Annotated in this window: 20 protein-coding genes; 11 read left to right on the forward strand and 9 right to left on the reverse strand. The window is 49.8% G+C overall.

Translation table 11 applies throughout. The annotated features are described in order from the left end of the window. Positions 1-4: 4 nt before the first annotated feature. Complete coding sequence (locus tag RDN79_RS08730; protein ID WP_298549840.1) at positions 5-544, reverse strand: hypothetical protein; 540 nt, start codon at positions 542-544, stop codon at positions 5-7. 153 nt (positions 545-697) lie between these two features. After that, positions 698-1,489, reverse strand: coding sequence for a DUF4469 domain-containing protein (locus RDN79_RS08735; protein ID WP_298549842.1), 792 nt, complete (start codon positions 1,487-1,489; stop codon positions 698-700). A gap of 324 nt (positions 1,490-1,813) precedes the next feature. Here RDN79_RS08735 and RDN79_RS08740 point away from each other — a divergent pair, with 324 nt between their 5' ends. Then, positions 1,814-4,183 carry an ABC transporter permease gene (locus RDN79_RS08740; RefSeq protein ID WP_298549844.1) on the forward strand — a complete coding sequence of 790 codons (2,370 nt, stop codon included), beginning with the start codon at positions 1,814-1,816 and terminating at the stop codon, positions 4,181-4,183. Between the two features lie 27 nt (positions 4,184-4,210). Here RDN79_RS08740 and RDN79_RS08745 read toward each other — a convergent pair whose 3' ends face one another. Then, positions 4,211-5,617 (reverse strand): rRNA cytosine-C5-methyltransferase, encoded by a 1,407-nt coding sequence (locus tag RDN79_RS08745; protein ID WP_298549846.1) that lies wholly within the window; start codon positions 5,615-5,617, stop codon positions 4,211-4,213. 141 nt (positions 5,618-5,758) lie between these two features. Here RDN79_RS08745 and RDN79_RS08750 point away from each other — a divergent pair, with 141 nt between their 5' ends. Next, positions 5,759-6,460 (forward strand): SAM-dependent methyltransferase, encoded by a 702-nt coding sequence (locus tag RDN79_RS08750; RefSeq protein WP_298549848.1) that lies wholly within the window; start codon positions 5,759-5,761, stop codon positions 6,458-6,460. Beyond that, a complete protein-coding gene (locus tag RDN79_RS08755) occupies positions 6,461-7,036 on the forward strand; it encodes an acyltransferase (RefSeq protein ID WP_298549851.1) in 576 nt (191 codons plus the stop codon). A gap of 159 nt (positions 7,037-7,195) precedes the next feature. Here the strand turns inward: RDN79_RS08755 and RDN79_RS08760 are convergent, their stop codons facing one another. The 3 genes from RDN79_RS08760 to RDN79_RS08770 all read right to left on the reverse strand — a co-directional run bounded on the left by RDN79_RS08760 (position 7,196) and on the right by RDN79_RS08770 (position 8,850). Beyond that, on the reverse strand, positions 7,196-7,453 hold the full coding sequence (locus tag RDN79_RS08760; protein ID WP_298549852.1) for a DUF6722 family protein: 258 nt from the start codon (positions 7,451-7,453) through the stop codon (positions 7,196-7,198). Between the two features lie 81 nt (positions 7,454-7,534). After that, positions 7,535-8,392, reverse strand: coding sequence for a carboxylating nicotinate-nucleotide diphosphorylase (gene nadC / locus RDN79_RS08765; RefSeq protein WP_005634846.1), 858 nt, complete (start codon positions 8,390-8,392; stop codon positions 7,535-7,537). A gap of 86 nt (positions 8,393-8,478) precedes the next feature. After that, entirely contained in the window at positions 8,479-8,850 is a 372-nt protein-coding gene (locus tag RDN79_RS08770; RefSeq protein WP_298549855.1) for a DUF4783 domain-containing protein, read from the reverse strand. Positions 8,851-8,940: 90 nt separating this feature from the next. On the opposite strand from RDN79_RS08770, the gene rlmH reads away from it, so the two are divergent. After that, positions 8,941-9,414: a 23S rRNA (pseudouridine(1915)-N(3))-methyltransferase RlmH gene (rlmH, locus tag RDN79_RS08775; RefSeq protein ID WP_298549856.1), complete on the forward strand. Its 474-nt coding sequence runs from the start codon at positions 8,941-8,943 to the stop codon at positions 9,412-9,414. A 47-nt stretch (positions 9,415-9,461) separates the two neighbouring features. Here rlmH and aroC read toward each other — a convergent pair whose 3' ends face one another. The 3 genes from aroC to RDN79_RS08790 form a co-directional block, all read right to left on the reverse strand. Then, positions 9,462-10,532: a chorismate synthase gene (gene aroC, locus RDN79_RS08780; protein WP_298549872.1), complete on the reverse strand. Its 1,071-nt coding sequence runs from the start codon at positions 10,530-10,532 to the stop codon at positions 9,462-9,464. Then, positions 10,529-11,107, reverse strand: a complete 579-nt coding sequence (locus tag RDN79_RS08785) for a peptidylprolyl isomerase (protein WP_298549857.1) — start codon at positions 11,105-11,107, stop codon at positions 10,529-10,531. The genes aroC and RDN79_RS08785 overlap by 4 nt, the downstream gene beginning before the upstream one ends. A gap of 74 nt (positions 11,108-11,181) precedes the next feature. Then, entirely contained in the window at positions 11,182-12,357 is a 1,176-nt protein-coding gene (locus RDN79_RS08790; RefSeq protein WP_298549858.1) for a MalY/PatB family protein, read from the reverse strand. Positions 12,358-12,981: 624 nt separating this feature from the next. On the opposite strand from RDN79_RS08790, the gene ilvD reads away from it, so the two are divergent. The 7 genes from ilvD (at position 12,982) to RDN79_RS08825 (ending at position 22,227) form a co-directional block, all read left to right on the forward strand. Next, the gene (gene ilvD / locus RDN79_RS08795; protein WP_298549873.1) at positions 12,982-14,817 is read left to right on the forward strand and encodes a dihydroxy-acid dehydratase; all 1,836 of its coding nucleotides are present in this window, start codon (positions 12,982-12,984) and stop codon (positions 14,815-14,817) included. A 23-nt stretch (positions 14,818-14,840) separates the two neighbouring features. Beyond that, entirely contained in the window at positions 14,841-16,541 is a 1,701-nt protein-coding gene (ilvB, locus tag RDN79_RS08800) for a biosynthetic-type acetolactate synthase large subunit (protein ID WP_298549859.1), read from the forward strand. 12 nt (positions 16,542-16,553) lie between these two features. Next, positions 16,554-17,117, forward strand: a complete 564-nt coding sequence (ilvN, locus tag RDN79_RS08805; RefSeq protein WP_298549860.1) for an acetolactate synthase small subunit — start codon at positions 16,554-16,556, stop codon at positions 17,115-17,117. 43 nt (positions 17,118-17,160) lie between these two features. Next, positions 17,161-17,892, forward strand: coding sequence for an acyl-[acyl-carrier-protein] thioesterase (locus RDN79_RS08810; RefSeq protein WP_298549861.1), 732 nt, complete (start codon positions 17,161-17,163; stop codon positions 17,890-17,892). A 52-nt stretch (positions 17,893-17,944) separates the two neighbouring features. Then, the gene (gene ilvC, locus RDN79_RS08815; RefSeq protein ID WP_008149840.1) at positions 17,945-18,988 is read left to right on the forward strand and encodes a ketol-acid reductoisomerase; all 1,044 of its coding nucleotides are present in this window, start codon (positions 17,945-17,947) and stop codon (positions 18,986-18,988) included. Between the two features lie 210 nt (positions 18,989-19,198). Then, entirely contained in the window at positions 19,199-20,383 is a 1,185-nt protein-coding gene (locus tag RDN79_RS08820) for a metallophosphoesterase (protein ID WP_298549862.1), read from the forward strand. A gap of 344 nt (positions 20,384-20,727) precedes the next feature. Beyond that, the gene (locus tag RDN79_RS08825) at positions 20,728-22,227 is read left to right on the forward strand and encodes a 2-isopropylmalate synthase (protein WP_298549863.1); all 1,500 of its coding nucleotides are present in this window, start codon (positions 20,728-20,730) and stop codon (positions 22,225-22,227) included. Positions 22,228-22,241: the final 14 nt, after the last annotated feature.

Below are 22,241 nucleotides of genomic sequence, written 5' to 3' on the forward strand. Positions count from 1 at the left end.
GCATTTACATTTGGACTTCATACTCCAAATAACTATTATTGCCAAAATAAAGATAAAGGCATCCGTCCATGTATGCCCAGACCCTCACCTTTGCCAGCAGTTCCCGGTAGCGGTCGCCGAAATCGGATTCGATGACTTCCGTGGCGCATTTTTCGGCCAATTGTATCGTCCATTCCTTCGGGTCTGTGCTATAGCTTCCTTCTATGGTGTTGACAGATGAACGTCCTATGTATTTTCCGGTTTCCAGGAATGTTCCGTCTCCTTCGAAAGACAGTGTGAAAGTTCTGGAGTTTCCGTAATCGGCTCCTTCTTCCTCTTTGAGGTTTTTGATGGACTTGCCGTTTTCGACGGCATTTGCCAATTTCCAGCAGACTCCCTCTCCGGTGACTTTGTATGAGGATGTGTCCGGCCCTTTGGTTACATTCCATTCGTTCGGATCGTCCGGATCGTCCAGTCCTGCCGAATCGTCGCACCCGAACCCGACCGCCATGCCGAGCAGCAGCAAGGCGATTTTGAATAATGATTGTAAAACAGTCGTTTTCATGCGATTTGAGATTTATGTGAATAATAAGTTTGCAGTTATCGATCGAGTAGGTGTCCATCTACTCGATCGATAGATGCCCACCTACTCGATTGAAAGACGCCCGCCTACTCGACTGAAAGACGTCCGCCTACTCGACGAGTAGGAAAATGCCGGTTAGAGTTCTCCCGGTCTTTCTTCTTCGCCACCGCCACCGCTGCTTGGTACTTCACCGATGTAAAGGGGAGTGTATATCAATGTGCGGGGAGATTTCAGGAGTGTGTTGTTGTTGCTGTAATACGTCTCGATCTCCAGCCGGTACGTCCCTTCAGGCAAGCTGGCCGGAACGACCAGTATGATACGTTTCGGTTCGTTGATCGAAGTCGAGGCGACCGTTGCCGCCACCGCGTCCGTTTCGGCATTGACGAACTTGATGCTTCCGATGCCCGACCCGTCGGCGTTGAGGCTGCGGATCTTCTTGCCCGTGATGTCGATCGTGTTGCCCGGTGTCATGAACCCGTCCGTGCGTCCGGTGGCCGAGTCGGTCACCAGGCCGATGCGTGCGCCGCCCGAGTCGAGCACGTTGCCGGAGAATACGGGCACTACCGTTTCCAGTTCCTTGCGGAATGCCGATGAGGGGTTGATGTTCACATACGGTTTCTGTTTGGAGGGATCTACCACGCCGTCCGTCCCGACGAACGAGCCGGGCAGGGCCGGGGCGTAGAGCGTGGATCCGGTGTTGACGGTGTTGCCTTGGCAGACCGATTCGATGATTTTCTTGTCATACAGGGTGATGACGCCGATGACCGTCTCGCGGTTGTAGGCCGTTTCCTTTACGATGTCGTCGGCGAGGTTGTCGACCGTCTTCGGGAGGAGGGTTTTCACTGTGGCGGTGTAGTCGTTCGTCACGTCTTTTGTCAGAAGGTTTTCGGCGAGGTCGAAGAACCATTTGTAACTTTTTGTTGCCATATCGTTTGTATTTATGTTGAAGGCAAACTTACCTTTTTATATTGGATTATGGCTTTGAATATCAATATATTTATTATGTTGTTCAACACGTAAGCGGAGTGGGAGGCGGTTGATGGGCGTGACATGTGGCCGGGCGGAGAGGCGGGACTGCTCCGTCCGGCCGGAATCCTCTGGAAAGTGTCTAATATATTTACACCGCTGTCAAATAATTAGACACTTCCGATGGCCTTGCGTTGTTGCAATGTGTTGTATATTATATGATTATGCGTATTGGCATGTTTTTTGCTCTTGTTTCGGGAGTCGTAACTTTAATTAGATGGCATTATGCTTGCACTTTATCTGAAAATCGCTTTCCGCAATATGTGGAAATTCAAGACGCAGTCGCTGACCGGTATTTTCGGGTTGGCCTTCGGACTTGCCTGTTTCGTCCCGGCGCTCTATTGGTTGCGTTACGAGACGTCGTATGATGGTTTCTATCCTGATGCTGACCGCATTTATCGTGTTTACTCGTTTGACAAACAGGCCGGCAAGACAAACGATATGGTTTCGGGCATTCTGGACCGGAAACTGCATGACCGGTTTCCTGCCATGCAGACCTCTACCGTCTTTTTTATCGATCAAAATGACTGCAAGACCGAAGGGACGCCCTATGTCCGATTGCTTACGCTTTTTACGGACAGCGCTTTTTTAGATGTTTTTCCGCAGACGATCGTGAGTGGCGACGCCTGGCATCCGTTGCAGGTCGCCAATAATATGATCCTGACGGAGACGGTTGCCGTACGTTTGTTCGGGGACGTGGAAAAGGCTGTCGGACAGTCCGTAAAAAGTACAGGCCTGACTCAATATGATCCGCCTTATACCGTTACGGCAGTCATTAAAGATCCTCCGGCCAACACTAATTTGTCGTTTGAGGCTATTCTTTCGCATGAGCAGATAAAGATGCACAAGACCTTTGTGGATGAATCCGGGAAGGCGATATGGAATTTTGCCTCTTTACAGATGTATGCGAAATTGCCTCCTTATACGGATGTCGGTCGCCTTGTCGGTCAATTGCGTGATTTTCCTTCGCGGTCACTGGCGAACGAGAATGTCGAAATACGGATGTTGCCGATAGGGGACGTACGCTACCGGCTGAAGGATGAGGCTCCGTTTACACTGAATTTCATACGTTTGTTCGTTGTCGCCGGAATGTTGTTGCTTTTCAGCGCCTTGTTTAACTTCCTGAATCTGCATCTTGATCTTTTTCGTCAACGCATGCGCGAGTTGCGTCTGAGGGCTGTGAATGGAGCGTCGGGCGGCCAGCTTATCGGGCAAATGTTGTTTGAGTTGACTTGTGCTATCTTTTTGGCGTTGCTTCCGGCCTGCTATTTGGTGGTGGCTGTCAATCCGGTCTTTTCCGGATTGCTGGGGATTTCGATGGAGATGCCGCGGGTATTAGGGCTTTTTGCCCTCTGCGGAGTTGGAGTGATGCTATTGGTGCTCCTTGTCGGTTCTGTCCTTTTTTGGCGGTTAAGCCGGTTGGTCGTCCGGCCGCTGGCGGAAAGGAAGACGACCGGGCAATTGGGCTTGCAACGCGTAGCCGTTACCTTGCAATTGGCTGTCAGTATCCTGTTTATTGTCGCTGCGTGGGTGGTGATGTTGCAAATGCGTTTCGTCAATCACAAGGATCTGGGGTTCGATCGCAATGGGATTGTCTATTTGTCCGGCATACAGCTTTTTATTAATGAGGATGTGCGGGCGGCCTTATTGAAGGAGCTGGCTTCGATCCCGCAAGTCGGGAATGTGACGGATACCTATTTTACGCCGAAGCATAGTGCGACTCCTTCCGACATAAAAACGGATATCGAATGGCCGGGGAAGGCGCAATCCGAAAAATCGGCATTCTGTGTCGTGCCGACCGACAGCCGGTTTGCCGAAACCTTCAAGGTCAACATGCTTCAAGGGGAGTGGTTGGGTGAAGGCGGAGAGCGTAATGTCGTGCTCAACGAGGAAGCTGTCCGGGCGATGGGGCTTGAGGAGCCGGTGGGCACCGTTATCCGCATGACGTTGAATGAGCCGGAAGAATACCGGGTGGTCGGTGTTGTGAAGGATTTCCATCTCTTTTCGCTTCGTAGCCGCATTCTTCCAACGATCTTCTTCCCTTCGGTTTATCCGACAAACAGTCTGTATGTCCGTGCTGTGCCGGGGCAGGAGCAGGAGGCGATCCGACGGATAAACGCAGTGTTGCCCGCGATAGATGCCTCTTTCGTAGATGTTCATCCGGTACGGTTAAGCGAGATGTATGACCGTCTGAATTATTCGGAGCAAGCCGGCTTGAAGATGTTTTCCGTCCTGGCGGTCGTTTGCCTGCTGATCTCGTTGTTCGGCATTTACGCCGTAGCCTCGGCCGCCACGCAGCGCCGGCGCAAGGAGGTAGCTGTCCGTAAGGTGGTGGGGGCCAGAGTGGGCGATATCATCCGCATGTTCTTCCGTGAATATACGGTGCAGGTGATGCTTGCCGGCGCGGTCGCGCTCCCGTTGGCTTACATCGCCATGAGCCGTTGGCTGCAAGGGTATGCCTACCGTACGGACATCCCCTGGTGGTTGTTGGCCGGCGTGATAACGGGAGTGGTCGCGGTGGTGCTCCTTACCGTGCTGGGGCAAGTGCTGAGGGCGGCCAACAGTAATCCGGCGGAGGTGGTGAAAAGCGAATAGCGTCTATCACAAGCAGCCGTCACGTCCCTAAACCTTCATTTCGAATGTCTTCACCTTCTCCGGCACATACCCTGTGCGGATGCGCCATTCCTGCGGGTAGAGGTTGTTGGCACGGTTGCCGAGATGTTTGGCGAAGCCGAGCGGGAAACCTTTGTGACAGACCAGGACATAGCCTTTTTCGGTGCTGTCGGGGAGGAGAAGGGCTTCTTTTTTCAGATACCGGATGGCGTCCTCCCAATCGAGGTCGACCGTGGGAAAAGCCTCCCGGCGCAGGGCCGTGCTGAGTGCCAGCTCTTCGGCGGGGATGAAGTCCTTTCCTTTGGCTTCGCCCATGCAGATCCCGGCCGAAAGAATGCGCAGGTGCTCGCAAAGCAGGGGATATACGTCTCGGACGGGTTCGGGGAGCATCCGGAGGTAACTTCCGCTCCATTCGGGTGCGAAGGTGGTGGTGTCCGACAGATAGGTTCTGGCTGCTTCCGGGACGGCAGGAACTGTTTTTCCCTTTTCTTTTTTATTCTTGTTTTTGAACCGGATCTCCTCCGTCTCGCCGTCCGCTTTGCGCAGGGCGGCGAGGAAGAAACCTTCGCCCCTGGTCTTGTGCGGGAAAAAGCGGTAGACCGGATGGTCGTATTTGAGCGGGCCGGTGATCTGCCATTCGTCCTTCACGGGGATGGGCAGTGCTTCGGCTCCCAATTCTTCCGTTATATGATGGACGTTCTCTTCATCCTCCTCCGTGTTGTAGGTACAGGTGCTGTAGATCAGCAGACCGCCGGGTTTCAACGCGTTCCAGATGTCGTGGATGATGCGGCGCCCGCGTCCGGCACAGAGCGCGACGTTCGCGACGCTCCATTCGCCTGTGCTGTCGGTATCTTTGCGGAACATGCCTTCGCCGGAACAGGGCACGTCGGCGACGATCACATCAAAGAAATGCGTAAGGCGCCCGATCTCTTCCGGGTCGTTGCCGGTCACGATGCAATTCGGATTTCCCCACTTGGCGATATTTTCCGCCAGTATATGGCTCCGGCTGCGGATCACCTCGTTGCTGACCAGCAGGCTGCCTTCCGGCAGGCAAGCCGCCAGATGGGTCGATTTGCCTCCGGGAGCAGCGCATAGGTCGAGACACCGGACAGGCGTTTTCACATGGCTGCGGATCGCCTGTCCGAGAAACATGGAGGAGGCTTCCTGCACATAGTAGGCGCCGGCGTGGAAGAGCGGGTCGAAGGTGAACGAAAGCCTTTCGGGCAGGTAATAGCCTGCCTCGCACCAGGCCACCCGTTCGCACGGCGCACCGGCCGTCGACGGAGCAGGAGTGCCTTTCTTCTCGTTGATACGGATACTGACGGGGACATCGGCCTGCAACGCCGCTTCGAAACTGTCGAACTCATTTCCCAGCAATGCACGGGTACGTGTGATAAAATCTATCGGAAGTGCCATCTCTTTTCGCTTGTTTTCGGCAAAAATACTACTTTTGCATTAAGATTTATGATTTATGATTTATGATTTATGGCAATGCCGCCCTTTTTATCATGATCACGGATCATAAATCATAAATCATAAATCATAAATCATAAATTCATGTCCGCTCTCTATCTCATCCCTGTCACGCTTGGCGACGTCGAACATCGCCGGGTCCTTCCCGAATACAACCGGGAGGTCATCCTTTCCATCCGTCATTTCATTGTCGAAAATGTACGTACGGCACGCCGTTTCCTGAAAAAGACGGAGCCTTCGATCGTGATTGACGATCTTGTCTTTTATGAATTGAACAAGCATACGTCGGCCGAAGCCGTTGCTGCTTATCTGGTTCCTTTGGCGAAGGGCGAGTCGGTCGGCGTGATCTCGGAGGCCGGCTGTCCGGCGGTTGCCGATCCGGGGGCGGATGTGGTGGCGATCGCACAGCGTAAGAATTACAAGGTGGTTCCGCTGGTCGGCCCTTCTTCGATCCTGATGTCGGTGATGGGTTCCGGCTTTAACGGGCAGAGCTTTGCCTTTCACGGCTATCTGCCGATTGACGCTTCGCAGCGTACGAATGCGATCAAGAAGCTGGAAGGGCGCATCTATTCGGAGAACCAGACGCAGCTGTTCATCGAAACGCCTTACCGCAATAATAAATTGGCGGAGGAGTTGATCCGCACGTGCCGTCCTTCGACCAAATTGTGCATTGCTTCGAATATCACTTGTGAAGACGAATATATCCATACGCGTCCCGTCAAAGAATGGGCCGGAAAGGTCCCCGATCTGAGCAAGAAACCGACAATCTTCTTAATCTATAAATAAATGGCAGCTTATCAGGCACACGAAACAGCCGTTATCGATCCCGGATGCACGATCGGCGACGGCACGCGCATCTGGCATTTTTCCCATATTATGCCGGGGTGCACAATCGGTCGGAATTGCAATATCGGACAGAATGTCGTGATTTCTCCGCAGGTCGTCTTAGGAAGTAATGTGAAGGTGCAGAACAATGTTTCCGTCTATACCGGCGTGACTTGCGGGGATGACGTCTTTTTAGGACCCAGTTGCGTTTTTACGAATGTGGTCAATCCCCGCAGTGCCGTTTCCCGTAAAGACCGATATTTGAAGACACATGTCGGCAAAGGAGCATCTATCGGTGCGAATGCAACGATCGTTTGCGGGCATACGATCGGCGAATATGCCATGATCGGCGCAGGGGCCGTGGTCACCAAAGATATTCCGCCTTATGCTTTGGTGGTCGGCAACCCTTCCCGCCGGATCGGTTGGGTAAGCGAGTACGGGCATCGCCTCTCCTTCAATGAAAAAGGTATCGCCACATGCCCGGAGAGCAACCAGCAATACCTGTTAGAGGAGGGCGTCGTAACGCGTATTTCGTAGGGGCGAGGTCGCTCGCCCCCGGAATAGGTATGATGGAGGTTCAATATTCGCCGTTGAACCATCTCTTTCCTTTCGGAGTCCGGATGAAGATAAGGAAAATAATCCCTGCCAATGACATAACACCGAATAGACCTGCTAATAAATAACTTTCTATCATAATTATTCCTTTCCTTTTTTGTATAGGATAAATCCTATTATTGTTAATACTATAATAGATATACATCCAATTGCAAATGTAATGATTCTGTTTATATCTGCATTTGTGATCATTGTTAATATTATCCCGCCAAAGATTAATTTGGAGAGGTCCAATGTGTATTGTCCGGCTTCTATATAGATTGCTTTTAATACTTTGGGAGAGATTCCTTTTGGCTGTTTCTTCTTGTGGGAAGAGGGATTTTTGGGGATTTGTTTCATAGTTGTTCTGATTAGATATGAATGATGGCGTAAAGATAAGTAAAAATCCTTACGCCATCTATTTTATCGGAGTAAATATCTTTAGCAAGCCTTGAAGCTCATATCCAGCCCCTTGACAGAGTGTGTCAGGGCTCCGACCGAGATATAATCCACACCGCATTCGGCATAATCGCGAAGTGTGGCGAATGTGATGCCACCCGAAGATTCCAGCTCATAACGTCCGGCAACCATTTCGACGGCTTTCTTCGTATTCTCGATATTGAAGTTGTCCAGCATGATACGGTCGATACCGCCGACACGCATTGCTTCCTGCAACTCGTCGAAGTTACGAACCTCGATTTCGATCTTCAAATCCTTGTTTTTCTCTTTCAGATACTGGTGGCAACGTGTGATGGCCGCTTCGATACCGCCGGCAAAGTCCACATGGTTGTCCTTCAGCAAAATCATATCGAACAACCCGATACGATGGTTGACGCCGCCACCGATTTTAACCGCTTCTTTCTCGACCATGCGCAGGCCCGGAGTCGTTTTACGCGTATCCAGCACGCGTGTTTTCGTCCCTTCCAATGCCTTGACATATTTGCGTGTCGTGGTCGCAATACCGCTCATGCGCTGCATGACGTTGAGCATCAGGCGTTCGGTTTGCAACAAAGACTGTACCTTGCCTTCGACTACAAAAGCGATATCGCCTTTCTTCACTTCGGCTCCGTCGTGGATGAATGTCGTCATTTTCAGATCCGGATCGAATGTATGGAAAATACGTTCAGCCATTTCGACACCGGCCAATACGCCGTCTTCCTTCACGATCAGCTGGCTCTTCCCCATTTCCGTTGCCGGAATGCAACATAAAGTCGTATGGTCGCCATCACCTATATCTTCTGCAAATGCCAGGCGGATCAGTTCCGCAATCAGTTGTTCTTTTGTCTCTTGTACGTTCATGTTACTGTTGATTTATGATTTATGATTTATAATTCGAATTATATGCGACAAGGCATAAATCATAAATTATAAATCATAAGATCTTTTTATTCAATTCTGATAGACTGTATAATCGCTTTGTTCCCTTCTGCACGGTATGTCACGTTTACGCGATATTCACCGGATGAAGTAGGCAGTTTGCCGACAAAGAAACCATTCTCTTTTTTATCAGCATGATGGACGACTGTGAATCCTGTCGGCTTGTTCCCTCCGAAGAAGGCATTCAGCATTGAAACAGCGTCGTTTGCGTTGCACTTTTTGGATGAACCCGGTAGGGCCATGTCGACTTCCTTGTCCATTGATCCGCTGAGCGACGAGGCGTTGCCTCCTTTAAAAGCGTTCGATATCGGAAGGATATCGGCGGCCATTACACTCAGAACCGAGAGAACCAATGCCAACGTCAGAAATAATCGTTTCATAAGCTTTCTCCTCTTTTTGTGAGTATTATCGTGCAAAGGTATGTATTTTTTCCTGTAATTTAGCGTCCTCAATCTCTAAAATGTAAACGAATGAAAATTGCACTGATTGTGATCGGCAAGACGGATGCCGGCTATTTTGTGGAAGCGATCAATGAGTACAAGAACCGCTTGGTTCATTATATCCCTTTCGAAATGGAAGTGATCCCTGATATCAAGAACGCCAAGAATCTTTCCGAATCCCAACAGAAAGAGAAGGAAGGCGAGTTGATTCTGAAAACATTACAACCGGGCGACTATTTGGTTTTGTTGGATGAGAAAGGAAAAGAGTTCACCTCGATGCAGTTTTCTGCCTATATAGAAAGAAAGACGCATACGGTCCCGAAGCGCCTGGTTTTTGTTGTCGGTGGCCCGTATGGCTTCAGCGATGCCGTTTATAAGTCCGCCGCCGAGAAAATATCTTTAAGCAAAATGACTTTTTCCCACCAGATGATCCGCCTGATCTTTATCGAGCAGATCTATCGGGCGATGACAATTCTGAATAACGAACCCTATCACCACGAGTAGTGTGCCAATGAAAATGCAAACTGTTGCTATCTTCATTGGCACATTCTTTATTCCCTTGTTTTCTGTATCAGCAAGTAATCGAGCAGTGTCATTGCCGTCATTGATTCGACAATGGGGACAGCTCGGGGTAAAACGCACGGATCATGGCGTCCGCGGGCTTTCAGGATCGTGTCCTCGCCTTCCATATTGACGGTTTCCTGTTCCATCAGGATGGTAGCAACCGATTTGAAGGCGACACGGAAATAAATATCCTGCCCGTTCGAGATGCCGCCCTGTATGCCTCCGGAATGATTCGTGTGCGTGTTGATGTGTCCGTTGTCATTGAAGAAACGGTCGTTGCGTTCCGATCCGCGATATAAGGCCGCTTCGAAGCCGTCGCCATACTCGAAACCTTTTACGGCATTGATTGTCAACATAGCATGTCCCAATGCCGCATGTAGCTTTCCGAATACCGGTTCGCCCAAACCGACGGGAACTCCCTGTGCCACGCAAGTGATTACGCCGCCGATCGTATCTCCTTTGGATTTCACCTCGGCGATCAAAGCCTCCATTTCTGCGGCGGTCGCCGGGTCCGGACAACGTACGGCCGTGTCTTCCGTCTTGCTTAGGTCGTAGTCCATATACGAGCCGCTTAGTCGGACGTTTCCGACCTGCGAAGTAAATGCCTGGATCCGGATACCTTTCTGGCGAAGAGCCAGTTTGGCAATTGCTCCGGCTACGCAACGGGCGATCGTTTCACGTGCCGATGAACGTCCGCCGCCGCGCGGGTCGCGGATTCCGTATTTGGTCTGGTAGGTGTAGTCGGCATGGGAAGGACGATAGACGCTCTTCATATTGTCGTAGTCGGCCGAGTGCTGGTTCTTGTTCCAGATGATGAAACCGATCGGAGTCCCTGTCGTTTTTCCTTCGTAAATACCGGAAAGGAACTGTACTTCGTCGTCCTCCTTGCGGGGAGTCGTGATTTTGGATTGTCCCGGTTTACGGCGGTTCAGTTCACTCTGGATAAAAGCCGTATCCAATTCGATACCGGCAGGGCATCCGTCTATTACGCCCCCGATGCCGGGACCATGCGATTCACCGAAAGAGGTCAGTCTGTAAATGTTTCCGAATGTATTCACTTGCATCCTCCGCATCCGCATCCACCTTCGTGTTTGTGGTCGCCGCAATCGCTTCCGCAATCTTCGCATCCGCAATCACATCCACCTGCCGGAGCAGAAAGGGCTGCGATTTCTTCAGCTGTCGGTTCGTGTACATCGATGACTTCACCGTTGAAATGCAGTGTTTCGCCTGCCAACGGATGGTTGAAGTCCATAACGACTACATCTTCTTTTACTTCTACTACAGTACCGTTCATGCGGTTACCGTTCGAGTCCATCATCGGGATCGTGTTGTCTTCTTTGACCATTTCCGAGTCGAACTTGCCGTCTACCTCGAAAATATTCTTCGGAAGATCCAGTACGTGTTCCTCCACATACTCGCCGTATGCATCAGCCGGAGCTATAGAGAAGTTAAATTTGTCGCCTACTTCCAGTCCTTTCAGAGCGTCTTCAAAAGCGGGGAGCATAGCGCCTGTACCAAAGATGAATTTCAGAGGTGTTTCGGCTGTTGCTCTTTCCATCAATTCGCGTTCTTCGCCTTCGCCTACGTTCAGATCGTAAGTAACTGCAACGAACTTATTTGCTGTAATTTTCATTTGTAATTGTATTTGTGATAAATAAAACGATGACAAATCTACGCATAATTTCCGACTTGTCTGCTTGGAAACCGTTATTTCTTGTCTATAACTTTCTTTAAAGTGTCTAAAGCCGAAGACAGGACGGAACGCGGACAACCGATGTTCAAACGCATATATCCTTCACCTCCGGGGCCGAACATGCTTCCGTCATTCAGCAATAAGCCGGCTTTATCCTGGAACAAGCTCACCAGTTCAGGCTGGCTTAGTTTCAAGTCACGGCAATCCAGCCATATGAGGAAAGAGGCCTGTGGTGGATAGACTTTGATCTTAGGGAGTTTGGATTTGCAATATTCATCTACGAAACGCACATTTTCCGTGATATACATCCGCATCTGTTGCAACCATTCGGCTCCGTATGTGTAAGCTGCTTCTGTTGCCGTATAGGCAAAGATCGTTCCGGCATTGAATTCTCCCGCTTCCATGAAGGAATAGAATTTTTCGCGTATTTCCGCATTAGGAATGATCGAATAGGAGGTAACGATTCCGGCAATATTGAAGGTCTTGCTCGGAGCCATGAAAGTAATACTGCAATCGGCCGCTGTTTCTGAAACAGTCGCAAACGGATGATGCGTATATTGCGGATAAGCCATCTCCGCATGGATTTCATCGGAGATAACGAGTATATCGTGTCTGGCGCAAACCTCTGCCAGTTTGGCCAGCGTGTCTTTTCCCCAGACGATTCCCCCAGGATTATGAGGATTGCAAAGGATCAGAACTTTGCAATGCTCATCGATAACCGATTCAAGATTCTCGAAATCCATCTCATAAGCGCCGTCTACCATTTTAAGCGGATTGTAAACAACCTCACGGTGCATGCTTTCCGGGACAATACGGAAAGGGTGGTAAACCGGTGGCTGGATAATGACTTTGTCGCCCGGTTGTGTGAAGCATTGCAAAACGAAACCGATTCCCTTTACGATGCCTGGGATGTAACTAAGCCATTCGCGGCGGATTTTCCAGTTATGTTTATAATGTACCCATTCGATGATGCTGTTATAATAAGAATCCGAATCGAATGTGTACCCGAAAATCTCATGCTCCAGGCGCTTCTTGATTGCGTTGACAATAAAGTCCGGTGTCCGGAAATCCATGTCGGCTACCCAAAGGGGGGTAAGGTTCTCATTCCCGAAACGTTCTTTCAGGTTATCGAACTTGACACAGTTCGTCCCCCTGCGCTCGATGATTTCGTCAAAGTTGTATTGTTTCATTTGTATATAAGTTCTGAATTGACAGGGGTCAAAGATACTATTAAAAAATATTACCCTTGCGGGAAATTTGAAATAAATGGGCTGGAAAACTAAAATTCATGCGCTACTGTTTCGATTTGGACCAGCGGGTAATTAAGGAAACCGTACAATAAGTAGGCATATGACAATAAGTGTACCCGTTTTCGGGATTCGGGAGATGATATATGCTATTATAAAAGATGTGCGATTTTCCATTTAAGCTGTATGGTGAAAACAAGGCTGGTGTCGCTTGCTGAAAGTGTTAAACTGCAAGCCCATCTTGTTTCTTTGCTTGAGAAATGTAAGATAAATTGATATTTTTCTTTTAATTTCTTTGACGGTATGAATTATTGTTCTACATTTGCAGCGTCAAATAAAAATAAAGACGTAAGAAAAGATGATGAACAACGTATTGCATATTATTCTCGTGGTGGTCCTTCTAATCATTAGCAGGTAAGGAGAAAGGTGTGTAAGAAGTTGTGAAGTCGTATAAAGATATTTCTTAAGCCTTTCTCCATATAGAGAAGGGCTTTTTTAATATATGATAATGTAAGAAAATAAACAGAGGGGCGGTTTGTGGGCCGTCCGAAAATAACAAATGATATGATGAAGAATCCGTTAAGAAGTTCATACAGTACAGAGGGCAGGCGCATGGCCGGAGCCCGTGCTTTGTGGCGTGCCAACGGCCTGAAAGAAGAGCAGTTCGGCAAACCGATTATAGCGATTGTGAATTCGTTTACCCAGTTTGTGCCCGGTCATGTCCATTTGCATGAGATCGGACAACAGGTAAAGGCGGAGATCGAAAAGTTAGGTTGTTTTGCCGCCGAGTTCAATACGATTGCGATCGACGACGGTATCGCGATGGGACATGACGGAATGCTCTATTCGCTCCCTTCACGTGATATTATTGCGGACAGTGTCGAGTATATGGTAAATGCCCACAAAGCCGATGCGATGGTCTGCATCAGCAATTGCGACAAGATCACGCCGGGGATGCTGATGGCGTCCATGCGGCTCAATATCCCGACGATCTTTGTTTCCGGCGGCCCGATGGAAGCCGGTGAACTGGCGGGGCGGCATCTGGATTTGATCGATGCCATGATCGAATCGGCCGACACTTCAGTCAGCGATGAACGGATCGCACAGGTGGAACGGAATGCCTGTCCGGGATGCGGTTGCTGTTCCGGTATGTTCACGGCCAACTCGATGAACTGCCTGAACGAAGCGATCGGGCTGGCTCTTCCGGGCAACGGGACGATCGTCGCTACGCACGCAAATCGTACGCAACTGTTCCGCGATGCTGCCCGGCAGATTGTGGAAAATGCCTATAAATACTATCGCGACGGTGATGAGTCGGTTCTTCCCCGTAGTATCGCCACCCGCCAGGCTTTCCTGAATGCCATGTCATTGGATATCGCGATGGGCGGTTCTACGAACACAGTCCTCCATCTGTTGGCTATTGCTCAGGAAGCGGAAGCGGACTTCACGATGGACGATATCGATATGCTTTCCCGCAAGACTCCTTGCCTTTGCAAGGTAGCTCCCAACACGCACACCTATCATGTCCAGGATGTAAACCGTGCCGGCGGCATCATGGGGATTATGAACGAATTGCTGAAAGGCGGCCTGGTAGACGGAAGTGTAAAGCGTGTGGACGGTATGACGCTTGCCGAAGCCGTTGATAAATTTGCAATCACCTCCCCGAATGTGACGGACGAGGCTGTCAGGAAATACAAGAGCGCTCCCGCCCGTCGTTTCAGTATCCGGATGGGATCGCAGGAAACCTACTATAAGGAACTGGATGCCGACCGTGCCGCCGGATGTATCCGTGACATCGAACATGCTTATTCCAAAGACGGCGGCTTGGCCGTCCTGAAAGGGAATATCGCACTGGACGGATGCGTGGTCAAGACGGCCGGTGTGGATGAAAGTATCTGGAAGTTTGCCGGCCCTGCAAAAGTATTCGATTCACAGGATGCGGCTTGCGAAGGCATCCTCGGCGGAAAAGTGGTTTCGGGCGATGTGGTTGTGATCACACACGAAGGACCGAAAGGCGGTCCGGGCATGCAGGAAATGCTTTATCCCACTTCCTATATAAAGAGCCGCCATTTAGGCAAGGAGTGTGCGCTGATTACGGACGGTCGTTTCAGCGGCGGTACTTCCGGCCTTTCCATCGGACATATCTCTCCCGAAGCGGCGGCAGGTGGAGCGATCGGTTTGGTGAAAGACGGCGATATAATCGAGATCGATATCCCCGAACGTACGATTAATGTGAAGGTCAGCGATGCTGAACTGGCAGAGCGCCGTAAAGCGGAAGAAGCCCGCGGCACGAAAGCCTTTACGCCTCCTCACCGTGAACGGGTCGTTTCGAAAGCTTTGAGAGCCTATGGCAAGATGGTTAGCTCGGCCGATAAGGGAGGAGTGAGAGTAGTAGAAGATTAAACACAAGACTAAAATAAAGAGATATGGAGAAACATAAGATAACCGGTTCGGAGGCTTTGCTGAAGTCACTGATAGCTGAAGGGGTGGATACGATCTTCGGTTATCCCGGCGGACAGGCGATCCCTATTTACGATAGTTTGTACGATTACAGGGATAAATTGAAACATGTTTTGGTGCGTCACGAACAAGGGGCGACGCATGCTGCACAGGGGTATGCCCGTGTATCCGGCAAAGTAGGGGTGACATTGGTGACTTCAGGACCCGGCGCGACGAATACCATTACCGGCATCGCCGATGCGCTGATGGACAGTACGCCGATGGTGGTCATTGCCGGCCAGGTTCCTTCTCCATTGCTCGGAACCGACGCTTTCCAGGAAGTCGATGTGATCGGCATTACGCAACCGATCACTAAATGGGCCTACCAGATCCGTAAACCGGAAGAGATTGCGTGGGCTGTTTCACGTGCTTTCTATATCGCTTCTACCGGACGTCCGGGACCTGTCGTGCTCGATTTGGCAAAGGATGCCCAAGTCGGATGGGTGGATTATGAATATAAGAAAGTGGATTTTGTCCGCAGCTACCAACCGGAACCGGATATTAACCAGGACCGGATCAGGACAGCCGCCGCATTGATCAATAAAGCGGAGAAACCTTTCTGCCTGGTCGGACAAGGTGTCCTGCTGGGAGGTGCCGAAGAAGAGTTGAAAGCGTTTCTGATGAAGAATGACATTCCTGCCGGTTCGACCGTTCTCGGCTTGTCGGCGTTGCCTTCCGATTTCCCTTTGAATAAAGGTATGCTGGGTATGCATGGTAATGTCGGGCCAAACAGGAAGACTAACGAATGCGACGTGCTGATCGCTATCGGTATGCGTTTCGACGACCGTGTCACAGGCGACTTGAAGACATATGCCAAGCAGGCGAAAGTGATCCATCTCGATATCGATAATTCGGAGATCGGGAAAAATGTACCGGTCGACGTGAAGGTGCTCGGAAACGCCAAGCATACCATCCCGATGATAACCGCCTTGCTGGATGAACGGAAGCGTCCGGAGTGGAATGCCGAGTTCGAGCCGGATGCGCAGGAAGAATATGAAAAGGTGATCGACAAGGAATTGTGTCCGGCAAGCGGGCCGCTGAAAATGGGCGAAGTCGTCCGGAAAGTGTCCGAGGCGACCGGCAACGATGCCGTCCTGGTGACGGATGTCGGACAGAACCAGATGATGGGAGTCCGCTATTTCAAATATAAACGTACTCGCAGCGTGGTTACTTCGGGCGGTCTGGGGACGATGGGCTTTGGCCTTCCGGCCGCTATGGGTGCCAAGTTCGGTGCGCCCGACCGTACGGTCTGCTTCTTTACCGGCGACGGCGGGATGCAGATGACGATCCAAGAGTTGGGAACCATCATGCAGGAAAAACTGGACGTGAAAATCATTATCCTCAATAATAATTTCTTGGGGATGGTACGCCAGTGGCAGGAGCTGTTCTTCCACGAGCGCTATTCGAATACGATCATGGAGAACCCCGATTTCGTTGCGATTGCGAAAGCATACGGTATTGCCAGCCGCGCTGTGGAAAAACGGGAGGAACTGGATGAGGCGATCGCCGAGATGTTGAACCATGACGGGGCGTATGTGCTGGTTGCCAACGTGGAAGCGTGCGGCATGGTATATCCGATGGTTCCTGCCGGAGGAAGCGTGACAAACATGATATTAGGTGATAAGTAAGGAGGTGATGCTATGACAACAAAAAAATTATATACCGTTATTATCTTTTCGGAGAATACAGTAGGTCTTCTGAACCAGATTACGATTATCTTTACGCGCCGGCAGTTGAACATCGAGACGCTTTCCGTTTCACCTTCCGCCATACAAGGCATACACAAGTTCACGATCACGACATTTGCCGATGAAGACATGATTGACAAGGTCGTGAAGCAGATCGACAAGCGGGTGGATATCCTGAAGGCTTATTACAATACGGATGAAGATCTGGTTTTCCAGGAGATCGCCCTTTATAAGTTGAGTACCGAACTGTTCATCAAGATGGGGACGGTCGAGGATCTGATCCGTAAATATAACGCCCGTATTCTCGAAATGAACGAAACGTGTGTCGTTCTCGAAAAGAGCGGGCATTACGATGAAACGCAAGCCCTCTTCAAAGAGTTGAGCGAGACGATCGGTGTCTTGCAGTTCATTCGTTCAGGTCGCGTTGCGATCACAAAAAGCCGTGTCGAACGTCTGAGCGACATGCTGGCCGAAATGGAACGCAAATTGCAGGAAAAACAAAACAGACAACAATAACGTGCGGGCGGTTCGCGAACCGCTCCGACAAAAGCATAGAATTATGGACAAAAACAAAGTAGGAGAATTTCATTTCGTCACGGAACCGTACCTGTTGGATTTCCGTGGACGCGTGACGATCCCGATGATCGGGAACTACCTGATACATGTCGCATCCGCCCATGCCGCCGAACGCGGGTTCGGTTTCAACGATATGTCGGAACGGCATACTGCCTGGGTGCTTTCCCGCCTGGCAATCGAAATGATCGAATATCCTGCCATGTCCGAGCCCATAACTCTGTATACCTGGGTGGATGAAGTCGGCCGACTCTTTACCAGCCGTTGTTTCGAGCTGGTGGATGCTGGCGGTAAGACATTCGGCTATGCCCGCTCTATCTGGGCGGCCATCGATGTGGAAACACGCCGGCCGACCCTGCTGGATGTCGCCGGGCTGAGCGCTTATGTCACGGATCGTCCCTGCCCGATCGAGAAGCCGGGAAAGATTGCGGCAGTGGAGAATGACACGGAAGGAATCCCCTATGTCATTAAGTACAGCGATCTCGACATCAACGGCCACCTGAATAGCATCAAGTATATGGAACATCTCTTGGATCTGTTCGATCTGAACCTGTTCAAGACGAAAGATATCAAACGTTTCGAAATCGCCTACCAGTCCGAGGGCAAATATGGGATGGAGCTCATGTTGCACAAGAAGGAGGCGGATGCCGGAAAATACGATATGGCGATCTGTAACGAAGGCAAAGCGATCTGTCGTGCCGCCGTTACATGGCGTTGAACAAACAAAGAATTATTTTATTAACACACATTACATTTAATAGTAAAAGAAAATGGCAGTAATGAATTTTGGCGGTGTTGACGAGAACGTAGTAACCCGCGAAGAATTTCCGTTGGAAAAGGCAAGAGAAGTATTGAAAGATGAAGTGATCGCAGTTATCGGTTACGGCGTTCAGGGTCCTGGACAGAGCTTGAACTTGCGTGACAACGGTTTCAACGTTATCGTAGGACAGCGTCCCGGCAAGACGTATGACAAGGCCGTAGCCGACGGTTGGGTTCCGGGTGAAACATTGTTCGGTATCGAAGAAGCTTGCGAAAAAGCAACCATCATACAGGTCCTGCTTTCCGACGCCGCCCAGATCGAATGCTGGCCGCGTATCAAGAAATATCTGACTCCGGGCAAGGCGCTGTATTTCTCTCACGGCTTTGCTATCACCTACAAGGAACGTACCAATATCATCCCTCCAGCTGATGTCGACGTGATCCTGATCGCACCGAAGGGTTCCGGTACTTCTTTGCGCCGCATGTTCCTGCAAGGACGTGGCCTGAACTCCAGCTATGCAATCTTCCAGGATGCGACAGGCAAAGCTTGGGACCGTGTGATCGCTTTGGGTATCGGCGTGGGTTCCGGTTATCTGTTCGAAACGACATTCAAGAAGGAAGTTTATTCCGACCTGACCGGCGAACGTGGCACTTTGATGGGAGCTATCCAGGGCTTGCTGTTGGCCCAATACGAGACACTGCGTGAAAACGGCCACGAACCATCTGAAGCTTTTAATGAAACGGTCGAAGAACTGACGCAGTCTTTGATGCCGCTGTTTGCAGAAAATGGAATGGACTGGATGTATGCAAACTGCTCTACGACTGCACAGCGTGGCGCTTTGGACTGGATGGGCCCGTTCCACGATGCCGTCAAGCCTGTATTTGAGAAATTATATCGTGAGGTCGCCTGTGGCAACGAAGCGCAGCGTTCTATCGATACGAACAGCAAACCGGATTATCGCGAAGGCTTGGAAAAAGAACTGGCAGCATTGCGCGAAAGCGAAATGTGGCGTGCAGGTGCGGTTGTCCGCAAATTGCGCCCGGAAAATAATTGATAGGTAAAAAAGGAAAGTAGCGCTTTCTGGATAATTTTAGACACGGATATATAAGGCTATAGGGATGAAAACCATTCTTGCCTTGTATATCCGTGTTTGTTTTTTTACTACTTTTGGACGGGTTACATCTATAAACACTGATTTTAGTCAAGTGTTTATAGGCTGGAAGCGGTATTTTCGTAGCCTGAATAACTTAAATAGTTTTATATCATGAAAAGATTTCAAGTTTTAATAGCGTTTCTTTGGCTGTCGGTTAGCCTTGCAGGAGCGGTAGAGTCGAATATTCGGTTGGTGCATGGTCCTTATTTGCAGAATCTGGGGGCTGATGAAGTGACGATCGTATGGCTGTCGGATAAACCGTCTGTCGGTTGGGTGGAGCTGGCGCCGGATGATGATACGAACTTTTATGCCGCCGAACGTCCCAAGCATTACGATGCCCGTAACGGAGTAAAGAACACATCTACGATCCATACCGTGAAGATTAAAGGGCTTAAGCCGGGCACGAACTATCGCTATCGCGTCTTCGTACAAGAAGTATTGAGCCATGTCGGACATAAGGTTATCTATGGAAATTACGCCTCGACTGATGTCTACTCCAAAAAGCCGTTGGTGTTCAAGACGAGCGATCCGGCGGATAATGCCGTCTCATTTGCGATGGTGAACGATATACATGGCAGGAATGACGTTCTGACGAACCTGGTTTCCAAATGCGATCTGGAAAAGACGGATTTCTTCCTTTTCAACGGCGATATGGTGTCGGTCTTCAATGAGGAGAATCATATCTTCGACGGTTTTATGGATACGGCGGCCAAGCTGTTCGCCTCCGAGATCCCGATGTATTATACGAGAGGCAACCATGAAACGCGTGGTGCTTTTGCAACCGAATTCCAGCGTTACTTTTCTCCGAAAGAAGAGAATATCTACTATATGTTCCGGCAAGGCCCGATCTGTTTCGTGATCCTCGATACGGGAGAGGATAAACCGGATTCCGATATCGAGTATGCCGGCATAACGGTTTATGACGAATACCGGACGGAACAGGCGGAATGGTTGCGTCAGGTATTGGATAGCAAAGAATATAAGGAAGCGCCGTTCAAGATCGTCGTTGCCCATATCCCGCCGATCGGGGGCTGGCATGGAAACCTGGAAGTGGAGAATAAATTCATGCCTTTGCTGCGCGATGCCAAGCCGGACGTGATGCTGTGCGGCCACCTCCACCGTTTCATCCATCAGGAGGCAACGGACCGGACACCGTTCCCGATTATCGTCAATTCCAATACGGCTGTCCTGAAAGCGACTGCCGATCCGAAAGAACTGAAAATACAGGTCGTGGATGTGGACGGGAAAGTGCTGGATCAATTCTCCATAAGGAATAGAGCGGATGCAGTTCGATAAGTAGATCTCGGATTATGAATTGAAGTCGATCTTCTGCATTTGTCTTACGTTTTATAAGGAAATGCCGATAAAAAACTCCGAATTATATTTGGCGGTTTGGAAAAAGGCCGTATCTTTGCAGCGTTCAAACAAAAACAAGTTAAAGGACAAGATGAAACAGGAAATGCTAAACAGTCTCATTATTTCTCTAAATATTATTCTACTCTGGGAACGGGATAGGAAGTGAGACTGTGTATGCTTTGCTGGGCATTAAGATATGAAAAAGCCTTTCTCACTTCCTTGTGAGAGAGGCTTTTTTCATTTTAAGAATTAAGAATAGGTATTAATTTAAGACGATAAGAACTATGTCAGACAGATTATTTATTTTCGACACGACATTACGCGACGGTGAACAGGTGCCGGGTTGCCAGTTAAACAGTATTGAAAAGATCCAGGTCGCCAAAGCACTGGAAGAACTGGGGGTCGATGTGATAGAAGCTGGTTTCCCCGTATCGAGTCCGGGAGATTTCAATAGTGTTGTTGAAATATCAAAAGCCGTGACCTGGCCTACGATCTGTGCGCTTACCCGTGCGGTGGAAAAAGATATCGATGTGGCGGCCGAAGCCCTGAAATTTGCCAAGCGCGGACGTATCCATACCGGTATCGGAACTTCTGATTCTCATATCAAATACAAATTCAATTCCAATCGCGAAGAAATTCTGGAACGCGCCATTGCCGCTACCAAATATGCTAAGAAATATGTGGAAGACATCGAGTTCTATTGTGAGGATGCCGGACGTACGGACAACGAATATCTGGCACGTGTTGTAGAAGCTGTCATCAAGGCAGGGGCTACGGTGGTGAATATCCCCGATACGACCGGTTATTGCCTGCCGGACGAATATGGCGCGAAAATCAAGTATCTGATGGAACATGTGGACGGTATCGAAAACGCGATCCTTTCGACCCATTGCCATAATGACCTGGGGATGGCGACTGCCAACACCGTACAGGGCGTGCTGAACGGAGCCCGTCAGGTGGAGGTCACGATGAACGGTATCGGTGAACGTGCCGGAAATACGTCTTTGGAAGAAATAGCAATGATCTTCAAAAGTCACAAAGAACGCGACATTATCACCAATATCAATACGACGAAGATTTACGGTGTCAGCCGTATGGTATCCAGCCTGATGAATATGCCGATCCAGCCTAATAAGGCGATTGTCGGACGTAACGCGTTCGCCCATTCTTCCGGCATCCATCAGGACGGCGTCTTGAAGAACCGTGAAAGTTATGAAATCATCGACCCCAAAGATGTGGGAATCGACGATAACGCAATCGTACTGACCGCCCGTAGCGGACGTGCGGCATTGAAACATCGCTTACAGGTGTTAGGTGTCGAACTGTCGCAGGAAAAGCTGGACAAGGTTTATGAAGAATTCTTGAAACTGGCCGATCGCAAGAAAGATATCAACGACGACGATGTACTGATGCTTGCCGGAAAGGACCGCACGGCTATGCACCGCATCAAGTTGGAATATTTGCAGGTGACCTCCGGTGTCGGGTTGCAGTCCGTGGCCAGCGTTTGCTTGAATATCGCAGGCGAGAAGTTCGAAGCTGCCGCTTCAGGCAACGGCCCTGTCGATGCGGCTATCAAAGCGGTGAAATCCATAATCCACCGTACGATGACGATCCAGGAATTCCTGATCCAGGCGATCAACAAAGGCAGTGACGACATGGGTAAAGTGCATATGCAGGTCGAATACGAAGGAAACCGTTATTACGGTTTTGCAGCGAATACCGATATTATTGCTGCTTCTGTAGAGGCATTTATCGATGCAATTAATAAATTTGTGAAATCATAAATCTGAAATCATAA

Source organism: uncultured Parabacteroides sp., from assembly GCF_902493135.1.
Lineage (GTDB): Bacteria > Bacteroidota > Bacteroidia > Bacteroidales > Tannerellaceae > Parabacteroides.